Source organism: Serratia sp. SA088 (assembly GCF_049065515.1).
GTDB lineage: Bacteria > Pseudomonadota > Gammaproteobacteria > Enterobacterales > Enterobacteriaceae > Serratia > Serratia nematodiphila.
On the sequence record NZ_JBAKGW010000007.1, the window covers coordinates 253,325 to 275,336 of the forward strand.

General features: G+C 61.0%; 21 protein-coding genes. 12 read left to right on the forward strand and 9 right to left on the reverse strand.

The window, feature by feature from the left end; all coding sequences use genetic code 11:
* Nucleotides 1–10: 10 nt before the first annotated feature.
* The 5 genes from gsiB (at nucleotide 11) to ACOWVD_RS18850 (ending at nucleotide 4,072) form a co-directional block, all read left to right on the forward strand.
* Complete coding sequence (gsiB, locus tag ACOWVD_RS18830; protein WP_421105735.1) at nucleotides 11–1,546, forward strand: glutathione ABC transporter substrate-binding protein GsiB; 1,536 nt, start codon at nucleotides 11–13, stop codon at nucleotides 1,544–1,546.
* Between the two features lie 52 nt (nucleotides 1,547–1,598).
* Nucleotides 1,599–2,519, forward strand: coding sequence for a glutathione ABC transporter permease GsiC (gene gsiC, locus ACOWVD_RS18835; RefSeq protein WP_049241281.1), 921 nt, complete (start codon nucleotides 1,599–1,601; stop codon nucleotides 2,517–2,519).
* A 9-nt stretch (nucleotides 2,520–2,528) separates the two neighbouring features.
* Nucleotides 2,529–3,437: a glutathione ABC transporter permease GsiD gene (gene gsiD, locus ACOWVD_RS18840; RefSeq protein WP_019454428.1), complete on the forward strand. Its 909-nt coding sequence runs from the start codon at nucleotides 2,529–2,531 to the stop codon at nucleotides 3,435–3,437.
* Nucleotides 3,438–3,518: 81 nt separating this feature from the next.
* Nucleotides 3,519–3,761, forward strand: a complete 243-nt coding sequence (locus tag ACOWVD_RS18845; RefSeq protein WP_049278845.1) for a type II toxin-antitoxin system CcdA family antitoxin — start codon at nucleotides 3,519–3,521, stop codon at nucleotides 3,759–3,761.
* A 2-nt stretch (nucleotides 3,762–3,763) separates the two neighbouring features.
* Entirely contained in the window at nucleotides 3,764–4,072 is a 309-nt protein-coding gene (locus ACOWVD_RS18850; RefSeq protein WP_073528876.1) for a CcdB family protein, read from the forward strand.
* A gap of 36 nt (nucleotides 4,073–4,108) precedes the next feature.
* Here the strand turns inward: ACOWVD_RS18850 and fghA are convergent, their stop codons facing one another.
* The 3 genes from fghA to ptrR are packed head-to-tail and all read right to left on the reverse strand — an operon-like array spanning nucleotide 4,109 to nucleotide 7,040.
* Nucleotides 4,109–4,951 carry an S-formylglutathione hydrolase gene (fghA, locus tag ACOWVD_RS18855; RefSeq protein WP_015377214.1) on the reverse strand — a complete coding sequence of 281 codons (843 nt, stop codon included), beginning with the start codon at nucleotides 4,949–4,951 and terminating at the stop codon, nucleotides 4,109–4,111.
* Nucleotides 4,952–4,965: 14 nt separating this feature from the next.
* Entirely contained in the window at nucleotides 4,966–6,090 is a 1,125-nt protein-coding gene (locus ACOWVD_RS18860; RefSeq protein WP_015377215.1) for an S-(hydroxymethyl)glutathione dehydrogenase/class III alcohol dehydrogenase, read from the reverse strand.
* 29 nt (nucleotides 6,091–6,119) lie between these two features.
* Complete coding sequence (gene ptrR, locus ACOWVD_RS18865; RefSeq protein WP_004938975.1) at nucleotides 6,120–7,040, reverse strand: putrescine utilization regulator PtrR; 921 nt, start codon at nucleotides 7,038–7,040, stop codon at nucleotides 6,120–6,122.
* 105 nt (nucleotides 7,041–7,145) lie between these two features.
* Between ptrR and ACOWVD_RS18870 the strand changes: the two genes are divergently transcribed.
* The 7 genes from ACOWVD_RS18870 (at nucleotide 7,146) to mglC (ending at nucleotide 15,517) form a co-directional block, all read left to right on the forward strand.
* Nucleotides 7,146–8,303 carry a YbfB/YjiJ family MFS transporter gene (locus ACOWVD_RS18870; RefSeq protein WP_031299819.1) on the forward strand — a complete coding sequence of 386 codons (1,158 nt, stop codon included), beginning with the start codon at nucleotides 7,146–7,148 and terminating at the stop codon, nucleotides 8,301–8,303.
* 244 nt (nucleotides 8,304–8,547) lie between these two features.
* Nucleotides 8,548–9,213 carry a GTP cyclohydrolase I FolE gene (gene folE, locus ACOWVD_RS18875; protein WP_004938969.1) on the forward strand — a complete coding sequence of 222 codons (666 nt, stop codon included), beginning with the start codon at nucleotides 8,548–8,550 and terminating at the stop codon, nucleotides 9,211–9,213.
* A 79-nt stretch (nucleotides 9,214–9,292) separates the two neighbouring features.
* Nucleotides 9,293–10,465 (forward strand): DUF418 domain-containing protein YeiB, encoded by a 1,173-nt coding sequence (gene yeiB, locus ACOWVD_RS18880; protein ID WP_049241284.1) that lies wholly within the window; start codon nucleotides 9,293–9,295, stop codon nucleotides 10,463–10,465.
* Nucleotides 10,466–10,592: 127 nt separating this feature from the next.
* Nucleotides 10,593–11,630: an HTH-type transcriptional regulator GalS gene (gene galS, locus ACOWVD_RS18885; RefSeq protein ID WP_004938964.1), complete on the forward strand. Its 1,038-nt coding sequence runs from the start codon at nucleotides 10,593–10,595 to the stop codon at nucleotides 11,628–11,630.
* A 264-nt stretch (nucleotides 11,631–11,894) separates the two neighbouring features.
* Nucleotides 11,895–12,887 (forward strand): galactose/glucose ABC transporter substrate-binding protein MglB, encoded by a 993-nt coding sequence (gene mglB, locus ACOWVD_RS18890; protein WP_004938962.1) that lies wholly within the window; start codon nucleotides 11,895–11,897, stop codon nucleotides 12,885–12,887.
* A gap of 99 nt (nucleotides 12,888–12,986) precedes the next feature.
* Nucleotides 12,987–14,495 (forward strand): galactose/methyl galactoside ABC transporter ATP-binding protein MglA, encoded by a 1,509-nt coding sequence (mglA, locus tag ACOWVD_RS18895; protein ID WP_004938959.1) that lies wholly within the window; start codon nucleotides 12,987–12,989, stop codon nucleotides 14,493–14,495.
* 11 nt (nucleotides 14,496–14,506) lie between these two features.
* Nucleotides 14,507–15,517 carry a galactose/methyl galactoside ABC transporter permease MglC gene (gene mglC / locus ACOWVD_RS18900; RefSeq protein WP_004938953.1) on the forward strand — a complete coding sequence of 337 codons (1,011 nt, stop codon included), beginning with the start codon at nucleotides 14,507–14,509 and terminating at the stop codon, nucleotides 15,515–15,517.
* Nucleotides 15,518–15,583: 66 nt separating this feature from the next.
* Here the strand turns inward: mglC and sanA are convergent, their stop codons facing one another.
* The 6 genes from sanA to ACOWVD_RS18930 all read right to left on the reverse strand — a co-directional run bounded on the left by sanA (nucleotide 15,584) and on the right by ACOWVD_RS18930 (nucleotide 21,890).
* Nucleotides 15,584–16,327, reverse strand: a complete 744-nt coding sequence (gene sanA, locus ACOWVD_RS18905) for an outer membrane permeability protein SanA (protein WP_004938948.1) — start codon at nucleotides 16,325–16,327, stop codon at nucleotides 15,584–15,586.
* Nucleotides 16,328–16,496: 169 nt separating this feature from the next.
* Nucleotides 16,497–18,194, reverse strand: a complete 1,698-nt coding sequence (locus tag ACOWVD_RS18910) for an NAD-dependent malic enzyme (protein WP_004938945.1) — start codon at nucleotides 18,192–18,194, stop codon at nucleotides 16,497–16,499.
* Nucleotides 18,195–18,415: 221 nt separating this feature from the next.
* Nucleotides 18,416–19,300, reverse strand: coding sequence for a cytidine deaminase (cdd, locus tag ACOWVD_RS18915; protein WP_044031601.1), 885 nt, complete (start codon nucleotides 19,298–19,300; stop codon nucleotides 18,416–18,418).
* 137 nt (nucleotides 19,301–19,437) lie between these two features.
* Nucleotides 19,438–20,133: a CidB/LrgB family autolysis modulator gene (locus ACOWVD_RS18920; RefSeq protein ID WP_004938941.1), complete on the reverse strand. Its 696-nt coding sequence runs from the start codon at nucleotides 20,131–20,133 to the stop codon at nucleotides 19,438–19,440.
* A complete protein-coding gene (locus tag ACOWVD_RS18925; protein ID WP_004938939.1) occupies nucleotides 20,130–20,537 on the reverse strand; it encodes a CidA/LrgA family protein in 408 nt (135 codons plus the stop codon). Before ACOWVD_RS18925 ends, ACOWVD_RS18920 begins: the two co-directional genes overlap by 4 nt.
* A gap of 138 nt (nucleotides 20,538–20,675) precedes the next feature.
* Nucleotides 20,676–21,890 (reverse strand): MFS transporter, encoded by a 1,215-nt coding sequence (locus ACOWVD_RS18930; protein ID WP_004938935.1) that lies wholly within the window; start codon nucleotides 21,888–21,890, stop codon nucleotides 20,676–20,678.
* Between the last annotated feature and the right edge of the window lie 122 nt (nucleotides 21,891–22,012).

Here is a 22,012-nt window from a genome sequence, read left to right on the forward strand (position 1 = left end):
GACAAGCGACATGAAGCACACATTCAAACGCAATGCGCTGTTGGCCGCCGTACTGCTGGCGGCGGGAACCGGCCCGGTCTGGGCGGTGAAGGACGCGGTGATCGCCGTGGCCTCCAACTTCACCACCCTCGATCCTTACGACGCCAACGACACGCTGTCGCAGGCGGTGGCCAAGTCTTTCTATCAGGGGCTGTTCGGCTTTGATAAGGACATGAAGCTGGTGAACGTGCTTGCGGACAGCTATGAGGTCAGCAAAGACGGCCTGACCTACACCGTCAAACTGCGCCAGGGCATTAAGTTCCACGACGGCACCGCGTTCAACGCCGAGGCGGTGAAGGTCAACCTCGATCGCGCCAGCAACCCGGACAGCCACCTCAAGCGCTACAACCTGTTCAAGATGATCGACAAAACCGAAGCGGTGGACGCCAATACGGTGAAGATCGTGCTGAAGGCGCCGTTCTCGGCGTTCGTCAACAATCTGGCGCACCCGGCGGCGGCGATCATCTCGCCGGCGGCGCTGAAGCAATACGGCAAGGAGATCGGTTTCCACCCGGTCGGCACCGGGCCGTATCAGTTCGTGACCTGGAACCAGACCGATTTCGTCAAGGTGAAGAAGTTCGACGGCTACTGGCAGCCGGGGCTGCCGAAGCTCGACAGCATCACCTGGCGCCCGGTGGTGGATAACAACACCCGCGCGGCGATGCTGCAGACCGGCGAGGCGACCTTCGCCTTCCCGATCCCTTACGAGCAGGCCAAGGTGCTGGAAGGCAACGCCAAGCTGGACGTGGTGGCCGCGCCGTCGATCCTGCAGCGTTACATCAGCATGAACGTCACCCAAAAGCCGTTCGACAACCTGAAGGTGCGCCAGGCGCTGAACTACGCCATCAACAAGGACGCGCTGATCAAGGTGGCGTTCGCCGGTTACGCGGTGCCGGCGGAAGGGCCGGTGCCGCCGGCGATCGATTTCGCCGCCCGCTATAAGCCGTGGCCGTACGATCCGGCCAAGGCGCGCGAGCTGCTGAAAGAGGCCGGCTACCCGAACGGCTTCACCACCACGCTGTGGTCTTCCCACAACCACAGCACCGCGCAGAAAGTGCTGCAGTTCACCCAACAGCAGCTGGCGCAGGTGGGGGTGAAAGTGACGGTGACGGCGATGGATGCCGGGCAGCGCGCGGCGCAGGTGGAGAGCGTCGGGGTGAAAGACACCGGCGTGCGGCTGTTCTACACCGGCTGGTCGGCCTCGACCGGGGAAGCGGACTGGGCGCTGTCGCCGCTGTTCTCCACTCAGGCGGCGCCGCCGAAGCAGTTCAACACCGCGTTCTACAGCAATCCGCAGGTGGACAAGGATCTGACCGACGCGCTGGCGACCACCGATCGCGCCGAGAAGCAGAAACTGTATCAGGACGCGCAGGATCGTATCTGGGCCGACGCGCCCTGGATCTTCCTGGCGACCGAACGTCTGTTGTCGGCCAACAGCAAACAGCTGAGCGGTTTCTACGTGATGCCGGATACCTCGTTCAACTTTGATAACGCCGATCTGAAATAAGGCACCCATCCCCGCCTGCGGCCAGACGGCGGCGGGCGGGGGAAGGAATGAGATGCTCAATTATTTTCTGAAACGACTGCTGGGCCTGATCCCGACGCTGCTGATCGTGGCGGTGCTGGTGTTCCTGTTCGTCCACCTGCTGCCGGGCGATCCGGCGCGGCTGGCGGCGGGGCCGGAGGCCGACGAGGCGGTGGTGCAGCTGGTGCGCAAGGATTTGGGGCTGGATAAGCCGCTGCCGCAGCAGTTCGCGCACTTTTTCGTCAACGCGCTGCGGGGCGACTTCGGCATCTCGATGGTGTCCAAACGCCCGGTGAGCGAAGAGATCGCCTCGCGCTTTCTGCCGACCTTCTGGCTGACCGTCGCCAGCATGCTGTGGGCGGTGGCGTTCGGTCTGGCGATCGGCGTGGTGTCGGCGGTGTGGCGTAACCGTTGGCCGGATCGTCTCGGCATGACGCTGGCGGTATCGGGGATCTCGTTCCCGGCCTTTGCGCTCGGCATGCTGCTGATGCAGGTGTTCTCGGTCGAGCTGGGGTGGCTGCCGACGGTGGGCGCCGACAGCTGGCGGCACTACATTCTGCCTTCGGTAACCCTGGGGGCGGCGGTGGCGGCGGTGATGGCGCGCTTCACCCGCGCTTCGTTCGTCGAGGTGCTGCAGGAAGACTACATGCGCACCGCGCGCGCCAAGGGCGTGAGAGAAAGCGTGGTGGTGATGAAACACGGCCTGCGCAATGCGATGATCCCGGTGGTGACCATGATGGGGCTGCAGTTCGGCTTCCTGCTCGGCGGTTCGATCGTGGTGGAGAAGGTGTTCAACTGGCCGGGGCTGGGGCGCTTGCTGGTGGACTCGGTGGAAATGCGCGATTACCCGGTGATCCAGGCTGAGGTGCTGCTGTTCTCGCTGGAGTTCATCCTGATCAACCTGCTGGTGGATATGCTGTACGCGGCGATCAACCCGGCGATTCGTTACCAATGAGGATGCGGCATGATTAAGCATTGGCGGCGCAACGCGGCACTGAAGGCGATGCCGCTTATTGACCCCAACGCGGTACGCACGCCGTGGGGTGAGTTTTGGCGGCGTTTTCGCCGCCAGCGGGCGGCGCTGGTCGCCGGTCTGTTGGTGCTGCTGCTGATCGCGGCGGCGCTGCTGGCGCCTTATCTGGCGCCGTTCGATGCGGAAAACTATTTCGATTACGACCGGCTGAACGAAGGGCCTTCGCTGATGCACTGGCTGGGGGTGGATTCCCTCGGGCGCGATATCTTCAGCCGCATCCTGATGGGCACGCGCATTTCGCTGGCGGCCGGGGTGTTCTCGGTGCTGGCGGGCGGGGCGATCGGCACCTTGCTGGGGCTGCTGGCCGGTTACTATGAGGGCTGGTGGGATCGCCTCACCATGCGCGTCTGCGACGTGCTGTTCGCGTTTCCCGGCATCCTGCTGGCGATCGGCGTGGTGGCGATCATGGGCAGCGGCATGGCCAACGTGATCGTCGCGGTGGCGATCTTCAGCATTCCGGCCTTTGCCCGCCTGGTGCGCGGCAACACGCTGGTGCTGAAGCACCTGACCTATATCGAGTCGGCGCGCAGCATCGGCGCCTCGGACTGGACCATCATTCTGCGGCACATTCTGCCGGGCACGTTGTCGTCGATCGTAGTCTATTTCACCCTGCGCATCGGCACCTCGATCATCACCGCCGCCAGCCTGTCGTTTTTGGGGCTGGGCGCCCAGCCACCGACGCCGGAGTGGGGGGCGATGCTCAATGAGGCACGCGCCGATATGGTGATCGCGCCGCACGTGGCGATCTTCCCCAGCCTGGCGATATTCATCACCGTGCTGGCGTTCAACCTGTTGGGGGACGGATTGCGCGACGCGCTGGATCCGAAGCTGAAGGGGTGAGGGTATCGCTGAATTGGCATACCCCTGTTTTACGAGTATAATTGATGAAAATTTGACCCGTGTATGTTACAGGGATGAGGAATGGATATGGCAAATAACAATGTGACGAAAAAGACAGTCAACGTAACCATCGATCGCGATCTTTTCCAGCGTGCAAAATCCCTGGGCGTTAATGTGTCATCCGTATTGACAGACGCATTGAGCGTCCGTGTCAGGGATATTGAGATTCAACAGTGGCGCGAGCAAAATCGCGAGGCGTTAGAAGAACTTAATCGCATCACTGAAGAAAATGGTTTGTTGTCTGATGAATATCGGACATTTTGAATATGCAGTTTACCGTATATGACAATACGTATCCGGCATCAGCCTATCCCTACTTACTGGACGTTCAAAGCGATCTTATTGATGCCCTCTCGACCCGGTTAATGATCCCTCTTTATGCTTTGGATAACGTCAGAGTTAAAATTTCTGCACGCCTGTGCCCGGAGATTGAGGTAAACGGCGAAAAGTTTCTCGTTATGACCCATGAGATGGCTGCCGTACGTATTTCACAGATCGGGAAGGCCGTTGGTAATGCCAATGAGCACAGGAATCAAATTAAAGCTGCCATCGATTTTCTGATTGATGGCTTTTGAAGAAATCCGGGCGGTTTAACCGCCCGGATTTTTTTATCAGCGGAACAGGTGCTCGGCGTGGAAGCGCAGGTGATCTTCCACGAAGGTGGCGATGGTGAAGTAACTGTGATCGTACCCCGGCTGAATGCGCAGCGTCAGCGGCCAGTCGCGCTGGCGCGCCAGTTCGGCCAGCCGCGCCGGCTGCAGCTGATCGGCCAGGAACTGGTCGTCGTCGCCCTGATCGATAAGGACCGGCATTTTCTCCGCGCCGCTGGCCAGCAGATGGCAGCTGTCGTACTGCAGCCACTGGCTTTCGTCGCTGCCCAGATAGGCGGTGAAGGCTTTGCGGCCCCACGGCACCTGGCACGGATTGACGATCGGCGCGAAGGCCGATACCGAGCGGAAGCGCTGCGGATTGCGAAACGCCATCATCAGCGCGCCGTGGCCGCCCATCGAGTGGCCGAAGATTGACTGACGATCGCTGACGCTGAAGTGCTGTTCGATCAGCGCCGGCAGTTCGGCGCTGATGTAGTCGTACATGCGGAAGTGACGATCCCACGGCGCCTGGGTGGCGTTCAGGTAGAACCCGGCGCCCTGGCCCAGATCGTAGCCTTCGTCGTTCGGCACTTCGTCGCCGCGCGGGCTGGTGTCCGGCATCACCAGCACCAGGCCCAGCTCGGCGGCGATGCGCTGCGCGCCGGCTTTCAACGTAAAGTTCTCGTCGTTGCAGGTCAGCCCCGACAGCCAGTACAGCACCGGCGGCGGGTTGTCATCGCGCGGCGGCGGCAGGTAGATGCTGAATGTCATGTTGCAATTCAGGCTCTGCGCCGCGTGGCGATAACGCTGTTGCCAGCCGCCGAACATGCGGTGCTCTTCGAGAAGTTCCAATGACAACGTCATCTCTGCCTCCTGGCTTATTGGTCGAAGTGGATGACGGAACGGATCGATTTGCCTTCGTGCATCAAATCGAACGCTTCGTTGATCTGCTCCAGCCCCATGGTGTGGGTGATAAAGTCGTTCAGCGCGAATTCGCCGTCCAGATAGCGCTCGACGATGCCCGGCAGCTGCGAACGGCCCTTGACGCCGCCGAATGCCGAACCACGCCAGACGCGGCCGGTGACCAGTTGGAACGGACGGGTCGAGATCTCTTCGCCGGCGCCTGCGACGCCGATGATCACCGATTCGCCCCAGCCCTTGTGGCAGCACTCCAGCGCGGAACGCATCACGTTGACGTTGCCGATGCACTCGAAGGAGAAATCGACGCCGCCGTCGGTCAGCTCGACGATCACTTCCTGAATCGGCTTGTCATAGTCTTTCGGGTTGATCAGATCGGTGGCACCCAGCTTGCGCGCCAGATCGAACTTGCTGGTGTTGATGTCGATGCCGATGATGCGGCCCGCGCCGGCCATCTGCGCGCCGATGATCGCCGACAGGCCGATGCCGCCCAGGCCGAAGATCGCCACGGTGTCGCCCGGTTGCACTTTGGCGGTGTTGATCACCGCGCCCATGCCGGTAGTGACGCCGCAGCCCAGCAGGCACACTTCCTCCAACGGCGCTTCCTTGTTGATTTTCGCCAGTGAAATTTCCGGCACCACGGTGTATTCGGAGAAGGTGGAGGTGCCCATGTAGTGGAAGATCGGTTTGCCGTCCTTGAAGAAGCGGGTGGTGCCGTCCGGCATCAGGCCTTTGCCCTGAGTGGCGCGGATCGCCTGGCACAGGTTGGTCTTGCCGGATTTACAGAATTTGCACTCGCCGCACTCCGGGGTGTAGAGCGGGATCACGTGGTCGCCGACCGCCACGCTGGTGACGCCTTCACCGACCGCTTCCACCACGCCGCCGCCCTCATGGCCGAGGATCGCCGGGAACACGCCTTCCGGATCTTTGCCGGACAGGGTGTAGGCGTCGGTATGGCAGACGCCGGTAGCGACGATCCGCACCAGCACTTCGCCTTTTTGCGGTGGCATCAGATCGACTTCTTCGATCTTCAGCGGCTGGTTCGGGCCCCAGGCAACGGCGGCGCGGGTTTTGATCATCTCCATCATAGTCTCCTCAGTGGTTTTCTTTTAAATCAGGCGATATCGCTAACGTCTGATAAATCGTTGGGGGTGCTTTCATCAACAGCGGCGGTTTCCGTCTGTTCAATAATCAATTCTTTCAGCGCGCGCACGTTCGGTCCGAACGCGTCGCGGCGCCACAGCAGCCAGGTGGCGGTGTCGGCCACGTCCGGCGGCAGGGTGTGAACCCGAACCCGCTCATGGCCCGGCAGCAGGCTGAGCACCGAATGCGGGATCATCGCCAGCCCGGCGCCGCTGGCGACGCAGGCCAGCATGGCGTGATAGGACTGGATCTCCATGATCTGCCCCGGCCGCGCGCCTTCGCGCTTGAACCAGGCCTCCAGCCGCAGGCGGTAGGAGCAGCTGGCGCGAAAGGCGAACAGCGTCTCGCCGTTGGCGTCTTTGGCGCTGTGGATCGGCGCGTGATCGAGACAGGAGATCACCACCATATGTTCAGGATAGGCGATACAGCCGTTCAACTCGTCATAAGGCACCGGGCCGTCGACCAGCGCCGCCGCCAGCGTGCCGGCACGCACCCGATCGGCGATTTCGCCGGAGGTGCCGGTGGTCAGCGACAGCGAAACCTGCGAGAAGCGCTGGTGATAAGCCGCCAACAGCGAGGGCAGGCGGGTGGCGGCGGTGCTCTCCATCGAGCCGAGGGCGAAGTTGCCCGCCGGTTCGCCGGCGTGGGTGATGCTCATCGCCTCGTCGCTCAGCGCCAGGATGCGGTTGGCGTAGCACAGAAAGTTATGGCCCATCGGCGACAGGCGCAGGCGCTGTTTTTCGCGGATAAACAGATCGGCGCCCAGCTCCTGCTCGAGCTGGCGCAGCCGGGTGGTCAGATTCGACGGCACGCGGTGCAGCTGCTCGGCGGCGCGGGCGACCGAGCCGGTTTCCGCTACGCAGCAGAACATGCGAAGCTGGGTCAGATCCATAATGTTCTCGTTTCGTGATGAACTTGATTAGTATTATTCAGTTTTTGTGAGTTTAATACTGCGGCATGATACTGGCAACTTTCTTTTAACTTTTTGGATGCCGATATGGCTTTACGTATTGCCTTGAGCGGGTTTGCCGCGCTGATCGTGGCGATGGGCATTGGCCGCTTCGCTTTCACCCCTCAGGTGCCGCTGATGATCGCGGAACATCAGTTCAGCCTGACCGGTGCCGGGCTGGTGGCGGCGATCAACTATTTGGGCTACCTGTGCGGCGCCTACGACGCGATGCGCGCTACGCGCCACGTCGAGCGGCGCCTGTGGCTTGGCGTATGGGGCGCGATGGCGCTGACGCTACTGTCGGCGCTGGCGCAGGATGAATGGACGCACGGCGCGCTGCGCTTCGTCATCGGCTGGGCCAGCGGCTGGGCGATGGTGCTGGTCGCGGCCTGGACCAACGAGCGGTTGGCGCACTACGGCCGGCCGGCGCTGAGCGCAGCGGTGTTCGCCGGGCCGGGCGCCGGCATCTTTCTCAGCGGCATGCTGGCGGTGGGCATCAACGCGCTGGGGCTGACGGCGGCGCAGGCCTGGTTGGTGTATGGCGGGCTGGCGCTGGTGTTGGTCGGAGGGATTAGCGCCTTTCTGCCGCGCAGCGGCGAGCTGCATCGCCCGGACGTGACCCCGGAGCCGCTGCTGCTGACGCCGGCGCTCAAACGCCTGGTGTGGAGCTACAGCCTGGCCGGCTTCGGCTACATCCTGCCGGCGACCTTCTTGTCGCAGATGGCGGCGGCGCGCTTTCCCGCCAGCCTGTTCGCGCAGTTCGTCTGGCCGGTGTTCGGCGGTGCGGCGGTGCTGGGGATTGTCATCGGCATTCTGACCCGCCATCGGCTGACCACCCAGACCCGGCTGGCGATCACGCTGTGGATACAGGCGCTCGGCGTACTGAGCGCCGAAGTGGTGCCGGGCGTGGCCGGCCTGGCGCTCGGGGCGTTGCTGACCGGCGGCGGTTTCCTCTGCGTGGTGCAGCTTGCTCTTCAGCACGGGCGTGAGCTGGCGCCGCGTCATGCGCGTTACATGGCCGGATTGCTGACCACCGGTTATGCGATCGGCCAACTGGTCGGGCCGATGCTGTCGGCGCTGTCGACCGCCTTGACCCATCGGCTGGAGCCGGCGCTGTATGTGGCGGTGGCGGCGCTGTTGGCGGCCGGAGGGCTGGTGGTGAATACCCCGGCGCGGCGGTTGGCGCAAAAAACGGCGACTCGGTGATTAAAATCCATACAAAACGCATGGAAACCCGCAGCCGGCCTGATTGTGCTAAATGCGAATATTTCACCTGCGGATGAAACACTATCGCTGGATAATCGCCGCGCTCTCATCTACAGTGGGGGCAAAATCTTGACCGGGTTCACGTTATCCACCACGAAAACTCTGCCGTCACGAGAGCAAGCAATTCGCCGGCCGCACGCCCTATCAGGCCGCCGGCGGGTTCCGTCCGCAGGAGAACAAATACATGACATCATTAAGTAAAGAAGCCGCGCTGGTGCATGCGGCACTGGAAGAGCGTGGTCTGGAGACACCGCTGCGCGGGGAAGTGCTGGATCGCGAAACGCGCAAGCGTCGCATCAAAGAGCACATGACCGAAATCATGCAGCTGCTGAATCTCGATCTGTCCGATGACAGCCTGGCGGAAACGCCGCATCGCATCGCCAAAATGTATGTCGACGAGATCTTCTCCGGGCTGGACTACGCCAACTTCCCGAAAATCACCGTCATCGAGAACAAGATGAAGGTGGATGAGATGGTGACGGTGCGCGATATCACGCTGACCAGCACCTGTGAACACCACTTCGTGACCATCGACGGCAAGGCTACCGTGGCCTATATCCCGAAAGACTCGGTGATCGGCCTGTCGAAGATCAACCGCATCGTGCAGTTCTTCTCCCAGCGTCCGCAGGTGCAAGAGCGCCTGACCCAGCAGATCCTGGTGGCGCTGCAGACCCTGCTCGGCACCAATAACGTGGCGGTATCGATCGATGCGGTCCATTATTGTGTCAAGGCGCGCGGTATCCGCGACGCGACCAGCGCCACCACCACTACCTCGCTGGGGGGGCTGTTCAAGTCCAGCCAGAATACCCGCCAGGAGTTCCTGCGTGCGGTGCGTCATCACCAGGGGTGATGGCGTTGCGGGGCGACCCGCAAGACGACAACAGGCGCCTGCGGGCGCCTTTTTCATGAGCGGAAGACAGCGATAAAAAATGAACAGTCATCCTCTGCCGCGCATTGCCACGCTGGACTGCGTGCGCGGCATCGCCATCCTCGGCATTTTATTGCTGAACATCAGCGCCTTCGGCTTGCCGAAGGCCGCCTACCTCAATCCGGCCTATCTGGGGATGCCGTCATCGCGCGATGCCTGGACCTGGGCGCTGCTCGATCTCTTCGCCCAGGCCAAGTTCCTGGCGATGTTCGCGCTGCTGTTCGGCGCCGGGCTGCAAATGCTGCTGCGGCGCGGCAAAAGCTGGATCCGCGCGCGGCTGTCGTGGCTGGTGTTGTTCGGCCTCGCGCACGCCATCTTCCTGTGGGACGGTGACATTCTGCTGGCCTACGGGCTGATCGGCCTGGTGTGCTGGCGCATGATCCGCGAGGCCAAAGACACCTACCAGCTGCTGAAAACCGGCATCGTGCTGTACTTGATTGGCGTGGCGGTGCTGCTGCTGCTCGGTTTTGTCTCGCACGGTGAGCCGGGCAGCTTCTGGCAGCCGGGCGTGGCGGAGTTGCAGTACGAGAAGTTCTGGAAGCTGCAGGGCGGTTTCGAAGCCTGGCGCAGCCGCGCCGATCTGCTCTCGTCCAGCCTGCTGGCCATCGGTGCGCAGTATGGCTGGGAGCTGGCGGGGCTGATGCTGTTCGGCGCCGGGCTGATGCGCAGCGGCTGGCTGCGCGGCAGTTATTCCTCCGGCTATTACCTGCGGCAGGCGGCGTGGCTGCTGCCGCTTTCGGTGCTGATCCAACTGCCGGCGGTGGCGCTGCAATGGCAGGTGCACTGGGACTATCGCTGGAGCGGTTTCCTGCTGCAGGTGCCGCGCGAGCTGGGCGCGCCGCTGCAGGCGATGGGCTATCTGGCGCTGTGTTACGGTTTCTGGCCCGCGCTGTCGCGCCTGCGCATCGCCCGCTGGCTGAGCCAGGTGGGGCGTATGGCGTTAAGCAACTACCTGCTGCAAACGCTGATCTGCACCACGCTGTTTTATCGCTTTGGCCTCTATGAGCAGTTTGACCGGCTGCAGCTGTTGGTGTTTGTGCCGCTGGTCTGGTTGGTCAACCTGGTCTTTTCCGCACTGTGGCTGCGTTACTTCGAACAGGGGCCGATGGAATGGCTGTGGCGCAAATTGACGCAGATGGCCGCCGGCGAAGCGGAATCCAAAGCGCTGAAGTGAGCGCCCGTCGGCAGGTTAAAAAAATGTATGTAAACGTTTTCTTTCCTGTGACGTAATTCACGCAGAGCAGCGGGCCAATCGGGGTAGGATAGCGCCACCGGCCACTACCCCGATTTCAGGATCTCGCATGCCTCCAGTTCATCCGATCACCATTCGCGACGTGGCGAAACGCGCCGGGGTCTCCGTGGCGACCGTCTCCCGCGTGCTGAACCACAGCGCGCTGACCAGCAAAGAGACGCGCGAGCAGGTGCTGCAGGCGGTGGCGGATCTGGGCTATCGCCCCAATGCCAACGCGCAGGCGTTGGCGACCCAAAGCAGCGATACGTTGGGCGTGGTGGTGATGGACGTCTCCGATCCGTTCTTCGGCGCGCTGGTGAAAGCGGTAGACACGGTGGCGCAGAAACACCACAAGTATCTGCTGATCGGCAACAGCTATCATCAGGCGGACAAAGAGCGCCACGCGATCGAAGTGCTGATCCGCCAGCGCTGTAACGCCCTGATTGTTCACGCCAAAGCCCTGAGCGACGCCGAGCTGATCGGTTTTCTGGAGCAGGTGCCGGGCATGGTGCTGATCAACCGGATTATCCCCGGCTATGAGCCGCGCTGCGTCGGGCTGGATAACGTCTGCGGCGCAGAAATGGCGATGCGTCTTTTGCTCTCGCAGGGCCACCGGCGCATCGGCTATCTGGGCTCCAATCACCCGATCGAAGACGGACCGCTGCGTCAGCAGGGCTATGCGCAGGCGATGGCCGCCGCCGGGCTGGCCACGCCCGACAACTGGCGTGCCTACGGTTCGCCGGATCTGCAGGGCGGCGAGGCGGCGATGGTCGAGCTGCTGGGGCGCAACTTACAGCTGAGCGCGGTGTTCGCCTACAACGACGCCATGGCCGCCGGCGCTATGGCGGTGTTGAAAGAAAACGGTATCACGGTGCCGCAGCATTTCTCGCTGATCGGCTTCGACGACATTCCCATCGCGCGCTACACCAGCCCCAAACTCACCACGGTGCGTTACCCGATCGTTTCGATGGCCACGCTGGCGACCGAGCTGGCATTGCAGGGCGCAGCAGGCCTGGCGGAGCCGCAGGCCGCTCATCTGTTCATGCCGACGCTGGTGCGGCGCCATTCTGTCGCCCCCTGGCAAAGTGAGGCGACGGTCACTCTCTGACGATTTAATCTTGTGTAACCGTTTTCAATCTGTGAGAAAATTCACAGAATATTAACATCGCGCCGTCTATGCTCTAGGCGTTTTCCGGCGCAAAGGCCCTTGCCGCTGCAACCTTTATCTCGCGCTGACACAGCATTTCTCGGAAATAACAAGATCCACGGACGACAGGTGTTGAGTGGAAATCGCCAGGCCTGGGGTGTACGCACTGCCGGTGACCATTGGCTCAAAGACGAGTAATACCCTACACAGAACCGGAGACTGACAATGAATAAGAAGGTTTTCACCCTGGCCGCCATGGCCGCTGCCATGATGTTTGGCGCCGCAGCCCATGCTGATACCCGTATTGGCGTCACAATTTATAAATACGACGACAACTTCATGTCGGTGGTGCGTAAGGCGATCGAGAAAGACGCCAAGGCTTCACCGGACGTTACCCTGTTGATGAATGACTCGCAGAACGACCAGTCCAAGCAGAACGATCAGATCGACGTGCTGCTGGCCAAGGGCGTGAAAGCGCTGGCGATCAACCTGGTCGACCCGGCCGCTGCGCCGGTGGTTATCGATAAGGCGCGCGCAAACGATATCCCGGTGGTGTTCTACAACAAAGAACCTTCCCGCAAGGCGCTGGACAGCTATGACAAGGCATATTACGTCGGCACCGACTCCAAAGAATCCGGCGTGATCCAGGGTGAACTGATCGCCAAACACTGGCAAGCCAACCCGGCCTGGGATCTGAATAAAGACGGCCAGATCCAGTTCGTGCTGCTGAAGGGCGAGCCGGGCCACCCGGATGCCGAAGCGCGCACCACTTACGTGGTGAAAACGCTGAACGAAAAAGGCATCAAGACCCAGCAGCTGCAGATGGATACCGCGATGTGGGATACCGCGCAGGCGAAAGACAAGATGGATGCCTGGCTCTCCGGCCCGAACGCCAACAAGATCGAAGTGGTGATCGCCAACAACGACGCCATGGCGATGGGGGCGGTGGAAGCGCTGAAAGCGCACAACAAGACCAGTATTCCGGTGTTCGGCGTCGATGCGTTGCCTGAAGCGCTGGCGCTGGTGAAATCCGGCGCGATGGCGGGCACGGTGCTGAACGACGCCGACAACCAGGCGAAGGCCACCTTCGAGCTGGCGAAAAACCTGGCGGCGGGCAAGCCGGCCACCGAAGGCACCCAATATAAAATCGAAAATAAAGTCGTGCGTATTCCTTACGTCGGCGTAGATAAAGACAACCTGTCTCAGTTTGTTAAATAAGAATTGAGATCCCGCTAAGACCCCGCCTGCGGCGCCAACACCAGGGATACCGCCGGCGGGGATGTTTACGACTGCAAGATCGTTAAGCCAGGTGTATTTATGGCCGATAGCTCACGCGAATTTTTGCTGGAAATGACGGATATCTGTAAGTCATTTCCCGGCGTCAAAGCCTTGGACAATGTCAATTTACGCGTCCGTCCGCACTCGATTCACGCCCTGATGGGGGAGAACGGCGCGGGGAAATCGACGTTGTTGAAATGCCTGTTCGGCATTTACAAAAAAGACAGCGGCAGCATTGTATTTCAGGGCCGGGAAATCGATTTCAAGAGCTCGAAGGAAGCGCTGGAACACGGCGTTTCGATGGTGCATCAGGAGCTGAACCTGGTGCTGCAACGCACCGTGATGGACAACATGTGGCTGGGGCGCTACCCGACCAAAGGCCTGTTCGTCGATCAGGACAAGATGTTCAAAGACACTCAGGCGATCTTCGACGAGCTGGATATTGACATCAACCCGCGCGAAAAGGTGGGCAACCTGTCGGTGTCGCAGATGCAGATGATCGAGATTGCCAAGGCGTTTTCCTATGACGCCAAAATCGTCATCATGGATGAACCGACCTCTTCGTTGACGGAGAAAGAGGTCAATCACCTGTTCACCATCATCCGCAAGCTGAAAGAGCGCGGCTGTGGCATCGTCTATATCTCGCACAAGATGGAAGAGATCTTCCAGCTGTGCGACGAGATAACGGTGCTGCGCGACGGCCAGTGGATCGCCACCCAGCCGCTGGAAGGGCTGGATATGGACAAGATCATCGCCATGATGGTCGGCCGCTCGCTGAGCCAGCGTTTCCCCGACAGGCAGAACACGCCGGGTGAGGTGATCCTCGAGGTGAAGAACCTGACATCGCTGCGCCAGCCTTCGATCCGCGATGTGTCCTTCGATCTGCATCAGGGCGAGATCCTCGGCATCGCCGGGCTGGTGGGCGCCAAGCGCACCGATATCGTCGAGACGCTGTTCGGCATTCGCGAGAAGGTGGCGGGCACCATCAAGCTGCACGGCAAGGCGATCGACAACCACAGCGCCAACGAAGCGATCAACCACGGCTTTGCGCTGGTGACCGAAGAGCGGCGATCCACCGGGATTTACGCCTACCTCGACGTGGGTTTCAACTCGCTGATCTCCAATATCCGCAATTATAAAAACAAGCTCGGTCTGCTGGATAACGCGCGGATGAAGAGCGACACCCAGTGGGTGATCGACGCCATGCGGGTGAAAACGCCGGGGCATCACACCCATATCGGCTCGCTGTCCGGCGGCAACCAACAGAAGGTGATCATCGGCCGCTGGCTGCTGACGCAGCCGGAGATCCTGATGCTGGATGAACCGACGCGCGGCATTGACGTGGGCGCCAAGTTCGAGATCTATCAGCTGATGACCGAGCTGGCGAAAAAGGGCAAGGGGATCATTATCGTCTCGTCCGAAATGCCGGAGCTTTTGGGGATCACCGACCGCATTTTGGTGATGAGCAACGGCCAGGTTGCGGGCATCGTTAATACCAAGCAGACCTCGCAGAATGAAATCTTACGTCTCGCCTCCCTGCACCTTTAAGGATTCGAATTATGAACGCGCTAAATAAAAAAACCTTATTTACCTATTTCAAGGAAGGCGGCATTTACGTGGTGTTGCTGGTGCTGTTGGCCATCATCATTATTCAGGACCCGACTTTCCTCAGCCTGATGAACCTGAGCAATATCCTGACGCAGTCTTCGGTGCGCATCATCATCGCGCTGGGCGTGGCGGGGCTGATCGTTACCCAGGGCACCGACCTGTCCGCCGGGCGGCAGGTGGGGTTGGCGGCGGTGGTGGCGGCCACGCTGCTGCAATCGATGGATAACGTCAACAAGGTGTTCCCGCACATGGAAACCTGGTCGATTCCCCTGGTCATCTTGCTGGTATGTGCGGTCGGCGCGGTGATCGGCCTGGTTAACGGCCTGATTATCGCCTATCTCAACGTGACGCCGTTCATCACCACCTTGGGCACCATGATCATCGTCTACGGCATCAACTCGCTGTATTACGATTCGGTCGGCGCGTCGCCGGTCGCGGGCTTTGATCCGAAGTTTTCCACCTTTGCCCAAGGCTTCTTGCGCTTCGGCGATTTTAAGCTGTCGTATATTACCTTCTACGCGCTGATTGCCATCATTTTCGTCTGGATCCTGTGGACCAAGACCCGCTTCGGCAAGAACATCTTCGCCATCGGCGGCAACCCGGAAGCGGCCAAGGTCTCCGGCGTCAACGTGCCGCTGAACCTGATCATGATCTATGCGCTGTCCGGCGTGTTCTACGCCTTCGGCGGCCTGCTGGAAGCGGGGCGTATCGGCAGCGCCACCAATAACCTTGGCTTTATGTATGAGCTGGACGCCATCGCCGCCTGCGTGGTGGGGGGCGTATCCTTCGCCGGCGGCGTGGGTACGGTGTGGGGCGTGGTGACAGGGGTGATCATCTTTACCGTCATCAACTACGGCCTGACCTATATCGGCATCAACCCGTACTGGCAGTACATCATCAAGGGCAGCATCATCATCTTCGCCGTGGCGCTGGACTCGTTGAAATACGCCAAGAAGAAGTAGAGCTACCGCAGCACAGACGACAAGGCCGGCAAAATATGCCGGCCTTTCTTTTTGGGGCATTACCCGTCAGGGCTGTTTGGCTTTCTGCTTCTCTTCTTTCAGCTTGTGCTCCAGCTCAACCAACTGTTCCGGCGAGACGGCGGGATAGCCCTGGGCGTCTTCCGGCACGGTGTGCATGGCGGAGATCGGGATCAGCGGGCCGAGGAAGCGCGGTTCACGCTTGAGGATGTACAGATCGGTCAGCGCGCCCAGGCGGGCGAAGATCTCTCGGGCGCGCACCGTCATCATGTCCTTCGGCGACGGCACCGCGTAACACTGCGCCTGAATGCCCATGTGCAGGGCGATGAACAGCGCGCGCTCGCAGTGGAAGCGCTGGGTGATGATGATGAAATCGTTGGTGTCGAACACCTTGCGGGTGCGCACGATGGAATCCAGGGTGCGGAAGCCGGCGTAGTCCAGCACGATATCGCTCGGCGCCACGCCGGCGGCGATCAGATCGCGCCGCATGGTCATCGGTTCGTTATAGCTTTGCTGGGCGTTGTCGCCGCTCAGCAGCAGGTATTTCACCTTGCCGCTGTTATAGGCGTTGATCGCTCCCTGAATGCGGTAACGGTAATACTGGTTGATCACGCCGGTGCGGTAATACTTGGCGGTGCCGAGCACCACGCCGACCTGGCGATGCGGCAATTCCTGCAGTTCGTCGTAGACGTAAGGCGCGGTTTTCCAACTGATCCAGCGATCGAGCGCAATAGCCGAACCCATCAACACCGCAATGATGATGAACAGGCTGATGATCAGGCGTTTCCACATGTTGTTGCCTTACGCGCGCCGGGCTGAAAAAGATGGATCAAGGCTACTTTACCTGACCGACCGACGCAAGACGCGAACCGCCTGAAGCACGCGCGCCGCCGCATTTTTCGGCGGTTTTGCCGCACAAAAAAGCCCGGCGGAGCCGGGCTGGGTCATTTCAGCTCACCATTCAGAACGAGGTGCGCTTGTAGCTGCGGTACTGCGGCCGCCAGAAGTTGTGCTCGATGGCTTTCGACAGCGCATCTTCGGAGGTGACGATCGCCACGCCCTGCAGCTGGGCGGCTTTACCCACTTCCATGGCGATGCACTTCGACACGCCCTGAATATCGTCGATATTCGGCAGCAGCGCGCCGTGGCCGTCGGTAGCCAGCGGCGAACAGTCCGCCAGTGCGCGGCTGGCGGCCATCAGCATGGCGTCGGTGACGCGAGTGGCGCCGGAGGCCAGCACGCCCAGACCGATCCCCGGGAAGATGTAGGAGTTATTGCACTGGGCGATCGGGTACAGCTGCTCTTTGTAGCTTACCGGCGCGAACGGGCTGCCGGTCGCCACCAGGGCGGCGCCGTCGGTCCAGTTGATGATGTCTTCCGGACGGGCTTCCACGCGCGAGGTCGGGTTGGACAGCGGCATCACGATAGGGCGTTCGCAGTGCTTGTGCATCTCGCGGATCAGCTCTTCGGTAAACAGCCCCGGCTGGCCGGACACGCCGATCAGAATGGTCGGCTTGGCGTTGCGCACCACGTCCAGCAGCGAGATGGCGTCGCTGGCGGTTTCCCAGCCGGCCAGGTTGTCGCTCTTCTGCACCAGCTTGCTCTGGAAATCGAGCAGGTTCGGCAGTTTGTCGGTCAGCAGGCCGAAACGGTCGACCATGAACACGCGGGCGCGCGCTTCGTCTTCGCTCAACCCTTCGGACTTCATCTGCGCGATGATCTGCTCGGCGATGCCGCAGCCGGCGGAACCGGCGCCGAGGAAGGTGACGGTTTGATCGCGCAGCTGGCTGCCGGCGGCGCGGCTGGCGGCGATCAGGCTGCCGAGGGTGACCGCGGCGGTGCCCTGAATGTCATCGTTGAAGCAGCAGATCTCGTCGCGGTAGCGGTTCAGCAGCGGGGTGGCGTTGTTCTGCGCGAAGTCTTCGAACTGCAGCAGCACGTTTGGCCAGCGGCGTTTGACCGCCTGAATAAACTCTTCGACGAAGGCGTGGTACTCCTCGCCGGAGATGCGTGGATGGCGCCAGCCCATGTACAGCGGATCGTTGAGGCGCTGCGGGTTGTTGGTGCCGACGTCCAGCACCACCGGCAGCGTGTAGGCCGGGCTGATGCCGCCGCAGGCGGTGTACAGCGACAGCTTGCCAATTGGAATCCCCATGCCGCCAATGCCCTGATCGCCCAGGCCGAGAATGCGCTCGCCGTCGGTGACCACGATCACCTTGACGTTCTGCTTGGTGGCGTTTTGCAGCATGTCATCGATGCGATCGCGGTTCGGGTAGGAGATGAACAGCCCGCGCGCGCGGCGGTAGATATCGGAGAAGTGTTCGCAGGCCTCGCCGACGGTCGGGGTGTAGATGATCGGCATCATCTCGCTCAGGTGCGAGTCCAGCAGGCGATAGAACAGGGTTTCGTTGGTGTCCTGGATGTTGCGCAGATAGATGTGCTTATCGTTATCGTTCTTGAAATCCTGATACTGACGGTAGGCGCGTTCCACCTGTTCTTCGATGGTCTCCACCGCTTCCGGCAGCAGGCCGTGCAGGTTGAAGTGGCTACGTTCTTCCTCGGTGAAAGCGCTGCCTTTGTTCAGCAGCGGAAATTCCAGCAGAATTGGGCCAGCGTAAGGGATGTAGAGCGGGCGTTTGCTTTCGTATTCTAGTTCCATCAGTTTTACTCTTCACGTATCAGATAACTTTATTGCCGACGATCCTAAAAGATAAAGAGCAGATGTACAGCATTTGTTGCCAGATGATGAACCAGGTTGGCGTAATTATCGACAATCAAATGATTTTTTAACTAAAGAAAGTGTCTCTGGCGGCGTCGGGGCATTGTATTTGGCGGGCGGGGCTGTTAGCGGCGGAACCGGATGGCTCCGCCGTGGTGCGCTTAGAAGGCGGCGCGGCTGACGTTCTGGCAGCCCAGCGCCGCCAGGGTGGCGCGGGTGGCGTCCCACTGGCTGAGGATTGCCTTCTGCGGCTCGGCCAACACGGCGCGGCGGATGTTCAGGCAATCGCCGCCGGAGAGGTTCAGCAGGATCAGCGCAGCCTGCAGCGGCGGCAGGCTCGGGTTGAAAGCGGCGTTTTCTGCATAGCGGCCGGCGTAGAGGCTGCCGTCCTGCGTTTCCAGCGCTACGCCGCTGTGGGCGTTGCTGTACGGAGCATGGCTCTGATTGGCCGCCGCCAGCGCCGCCTGCGCCAGCGCATCGTCCAGCGCCAGCCGGTGGCCGTGATCGACCTTGTCCATCAGCAGCGAAGCGATATCCAGATCTTTCGGGCCGAAGGCGTCCGGCAGATAGTCCGCCAGCGTGGCCGGCGCGCGGCCCGGCAGACGGATCTGCAGCTCGCCGCCGCTGTTCAGTTCATTCATAAACTGGCGGCAATGGCCGCACGGCGTGTAGTTGACGGTGACCGAGGCCAGCGCCGGCTCGCCGCGCAGCCAGGCATGGGTAACCGCGCACTGCTCTGCATGCACGGTTTGCTGCAGCGGCGCGCCGCTGAACTCCATATTGGCGCCGAAATAGAGGTTGCCGCTTTGCCCGCGCGCGATGGCGCCGACGTGAAAGTGCGATATCGGGGTTAACGAGCAGGCCGCCGCCAGCGGCAGCAGCGCGAATGCCAGCGCATCATCGTCCAGCCCGCAGCCTGTGCGGATCGCCGCCGCTTGCTCGGCCGTGAACATCGCCGGAAAGTCTGGCGCGTCCAGATAAGGCCGCAGGGCGGATTGCAGTGTCGCGGGCAGTGCGCTGAAAGCGGTGTGAAAACGCGGATGCATAGAAAGTCTCTCTACGGGTTAACGGGATAACATTCTAGGCAGGCCAGAGACATTAAAGTGTGATTAATGTCTCTTAATTGATGAAATTAATGCAATGAAATACATAAATGCGAGATGTATCGCAAGTTTCACCCTGTTCAGCCGAACAGGCGCAGCAGCACCGGGAACAGGAACGGTGCCAGCAGCGAGGTGATGATGCCGCAGATCACCAACGCCAGCGAGCCGAAAGCGCCTTCCTGGTAGTCCATCTCGGCGCAGCGTGCGGTGCCCAGCGCGTGGGATGCCGTGCCCATCGCCAGGCCGCGCGCCGAGTGGGTGGTGATTTTCAACAGGTTGAACAACGTATGGCCGAACACGGCGCCGAGGATACCGACGAAAATGACGCAGACTGCGCTGATCGCCGGAATGCCGCCGAGCGAGTCCGCGACGGCCATGGCGATCGGCGTAGTAACCGATTTCGGCAGGATAGAGGCGGCGATTTCCGGCGTGGCGCCCAGCCACAGGGCGATGGCGCCGCCGCTGATCATGGCGGTCAGGCTGCCGATGAAGCACACCGCGATAATCGACTTCCAGCGCGCGCGGATCTGGTGCAGCTGCTCATAGAGCGGGAAGGCCAGCGCGACGACCGCCGGCTGCAGCAGATCGTTGAGGATTTTGCTGCCCTGAAAGTAGCGTTCATAGGGAATACCGGTGAGCAGCAGCAGCGGGATGATCACCGCCATGGACACCAGCAGCGGGTTGAGCAGCGGCATATTCAGCTTGCGCGCCAGCCAGCGCGCGGCGAAATAGACCGCCAGCGTCAGCGGCAACGACCACCAGATTTCATGGATCATGAATTGCCCTCCGTGTCGTCGGGCTTGCCGGCGATGCGGCGCTCGCGATGAAAATAGTGTGAGGTATAGCCGACCACCACCAACACCATCAGCGTGCTGATGAGGCAAGAGATAACCAGCGGGCCCAGATGCGCGACGATCTGGTCGTAGTATTTCATCACCCCGACGCCGATCGGCACGAACAGCAGCACCATATAGCGGATCAGCAAATGGCAGCCGGGTTTGACCCATTTGGCCGGCATAATCTGGGTAGAGAGCAGGGCGAACAGCAGCAGCATGCCAATGATGCTGCCGGGAATGGCGAACGGCAGCAGCGCCGCCACCGCGTTGCCGACGAACAGACACAGGTAGATAAGGAGTAGGGCCCTCAGGTATTTCCAGCACAGTGTGAGCACGTTGGCCATTGTCTTTTCCCGTTTAACTGATGTATTCATCATACAATTAAACTGTGAGCCATGCCACAGATCGCACCATGAATTCTCGCTATGGGTGCTATGCCCGAGCGGCGGGTTGACAGCCCGTATAGGCCGCTGCCTGCGGGATCAGCGTACGTCTTCGGCGGCTGCCGCCGTGTGTTCCGCCAGCCGGTGGCCGAGGAAGAAAAACAGCAGGCTGAGCAGGGCGGCGACGATCAGCATCACGAACATCAACGGCGGCGCGGCATAGCTGAGCAGCACCCCGCACAGCACCGGGTTGATGGCGCCGCCCAGCGCGCTGAGGTTTTGTACTCCATAGTAACTGCCTTTCAGGTGCGGCGGCGCAATAAAGTCGATGAACATGTATTCCACCGGGATAACGATGATCTCGCCTAAGGTAAACACCGCCATCGCCGCCAGCCACAGCCAGACCGCCTGGCCGGCCGCCATGAAACCGAGCAGTCCGACGATGAAAAATAGCGTGCCCAGCACCAGCCAGCGCAGCATGTTTTCCTGGCGCATGCCGCGGCTGAGCAGGTATTGCAGGGCGATGACGATGCCGGCGTTGACGATCATCACCAACCCAATGATTTTGTAGGCGAACTCGGCGCTGGAGACGGTGATCAGATACTGCGACAGATAGCCGGTGAACTGACCGAACACCACGGCGCCCAGGGTGCTGCCGAGGGTGAAGTAGATAAGCCGCCGATCGTTTCGCAAGATGGTCAGCGTCTGACGGAAGTTGGGGAGTGCCGCCGGTGCGGCGGCGGTTGTTGTCGGGCGCTGTTCCCGGCCGCGCAAGCGCAGGCTTAGCGCCGTCACCGTCGCCAGCGCCAATCCCCCCGACAGGTAAAACGGCAGCAGCGGGCTAAGCCCGGCCACCAGAACGCCGAGCGCAGAGCCGATCGCCCAGCCGACGTTGACCAGCGTGTAGTTGATTGAGAAAGCCTTGATGCGCTGCTCGACCGGCAGCCAGTCGGCGAAGCAGGCCTTTATGGTGATGCTTAACACCGAATAACAGGTATGCAGGATCGCCAGCACCACGATCACGCCGCCGGGGCGCGGGATCCAGGGAATGGCGAAGAAACTCAGCGCGAACAATAAAATCGACAGCAGGATCAGGCGGTTTTTGCTGAATTTGTCCACCAGATAGCCGCCGTACAGGCTGGCAAGGATGCCGAGGGTCAGGCTGACGCCCAGGATCACGCCCACGCTCTTCGGCAGCAGATGGAAATGTTCGGTGAGGTAGATGGTGATGAACGGCAGCGTAACGCCGCGGCCGATGGTCAACACCAGCGAACTGGCCAGCAGTACGTTGATCAGAGAGGGGAATCCCTTCATTTGAGGCCTGTTTATGCATACAGTTATTGGGCGATGCAGATAACATAGCGCATTTTGGCGGGGACGGAAGGGGAAAGCCGATAATTAGTTTAAAAACAGAGGCTGCGTCGGCAGCCTCGTCA

Coding starts and splice junctions, on each gene's coding strand:
- gsiB (WP_421105735.1), top strand. CDS start 11: ATGAAGCACACATTCAAACGCAATGCGCTGTTGGCCGCCGTACTGCTG.
- gsiC (WP_049241281.1), top strand. CDS start 1,599: ATGCTCAATTATTTTCTGAAACGACTGCTGGGCCTGATCCCGACGCTG.
- gsiD (WP_019454428.1), top strand. CDS start 2,529: ATGATTAAGCATTGGCGGCGCAACGCGGCACTGAAGGCGATGCCGCTT.
- ACOWVD_RS18845 (WP_049278845.1), top strand. CDS start 3,519: ATGGATATGGCAAATAACAATGTGACGAAAAAGACAGTCAACGTAACC.
- ACOWVD_RS18850 (WP_073528876.1), top strand. CDS start 3,764: ATGCAGTTTACCGTATATGACAATACGTATCCGGCATCAGCCTATCCC.
- fghA (WP_015377214.1), bottom strand. CDS start 4,951: ATGACGTTGTCATTGGAACTTCTCGAAGAGCACCGCATGTTCGGCGGC.
- ACOWVD_RS18860 (WP_015377215.1), bottom strand. CDS start 6,090: ATGGAGATGATCAAAACCCGCGCCGCCGTTGCCTGGGGCCCGAACCAG.
- ptrR (WP_004938975.1), bottom strand. CDS start 7,040: ATGGATCTGACCCAGCTTCGCATGTTCTGCTGCGTAGCGGAAACCGGC.
- ACOWVD_RS18870 (WP_031299819.1), top strand. CDS start 7,146: ATGGCTTTACGTATTGCCTTGAGCGGGTTTGCCGCGCTGATCGTGGCG.
- folE (WP_004938969.1), top strand. CDS start 8,548: ATGACATCATTAAGTAAAGAAGCCGCGCTGGTGCATGCGGCACTGGAA.
- yeiB (WP_049241284.1), top strand. CDS start 9,293: ATGAACAGTCATCCTCTGCCGCGCATTGCCACGCTGGACTGCGTGCGC.
- galS (WP_004938964.1), top strand. CDS start 10,593: ATGCCTCCAGTTCATCCGATCACCATTCGCGACGTGGCGAAACGCGCC.
- mglB (WP_004938962.1), top strand. CDS start 11,895: ATGAATAAGAAGGTTTTCACCCTGGCCGCCATGGCCGCTGCCATGATG.
- mglA (WP_004938959.1), top strand. CDS start 12,987: ATGGCCGATAGCTCACGCGAATTTTTGCTGGAAATGACGGATATCTGT.
- mglC (WP_004938953.1), top strand. CDS start 14,507: ATGAACGCGCTAAATAAAAAAACCTTATTTACCTATTTCAAGGAAGGC.
- sanA (WP_004938948.1), bottom strand. CDS start 16,327: ATGTGGAAACGCCTGATCATCAGCCTGTTCATCATCATTGCGGTGTTG.
- ACOWVD_RS18910 (WP_004938945.1), bottom strand. CDS start 18,194: ATGGAACTAGAATACGAAAGCAAACGCCCGCTCTACATCCCTTACGCT.
- cdd (WP_044031601.1), bottom strand. CDS start 19,300: ATGCATCCGCGTTTTCACACCGCTTTCAGCGCACTGCCCGCGACACTG.
- ACOWVD_RS18920 (WP_004938941.1), bottom strand. CDS start 20,133: ATGATCCATGAAATCTGGTGGTCGTTGCCGCTGACGCTGGCGGTCTAT.
- ACOWVD_RS18925 (WP_004938939.1), bottom strand. CDS start 20,537: ATGGCCAACGTGCTCACACTGTGCTGGAAATACCTGAGGGCCCTACTC.
- ACOWVD_RS18930 (WP_004938935.1), bottom strand. CDS start 21,890: ATGAAGGGATTCCCCTCTCTGATCAACGTACTGCTGGCCAGTTCGCTG.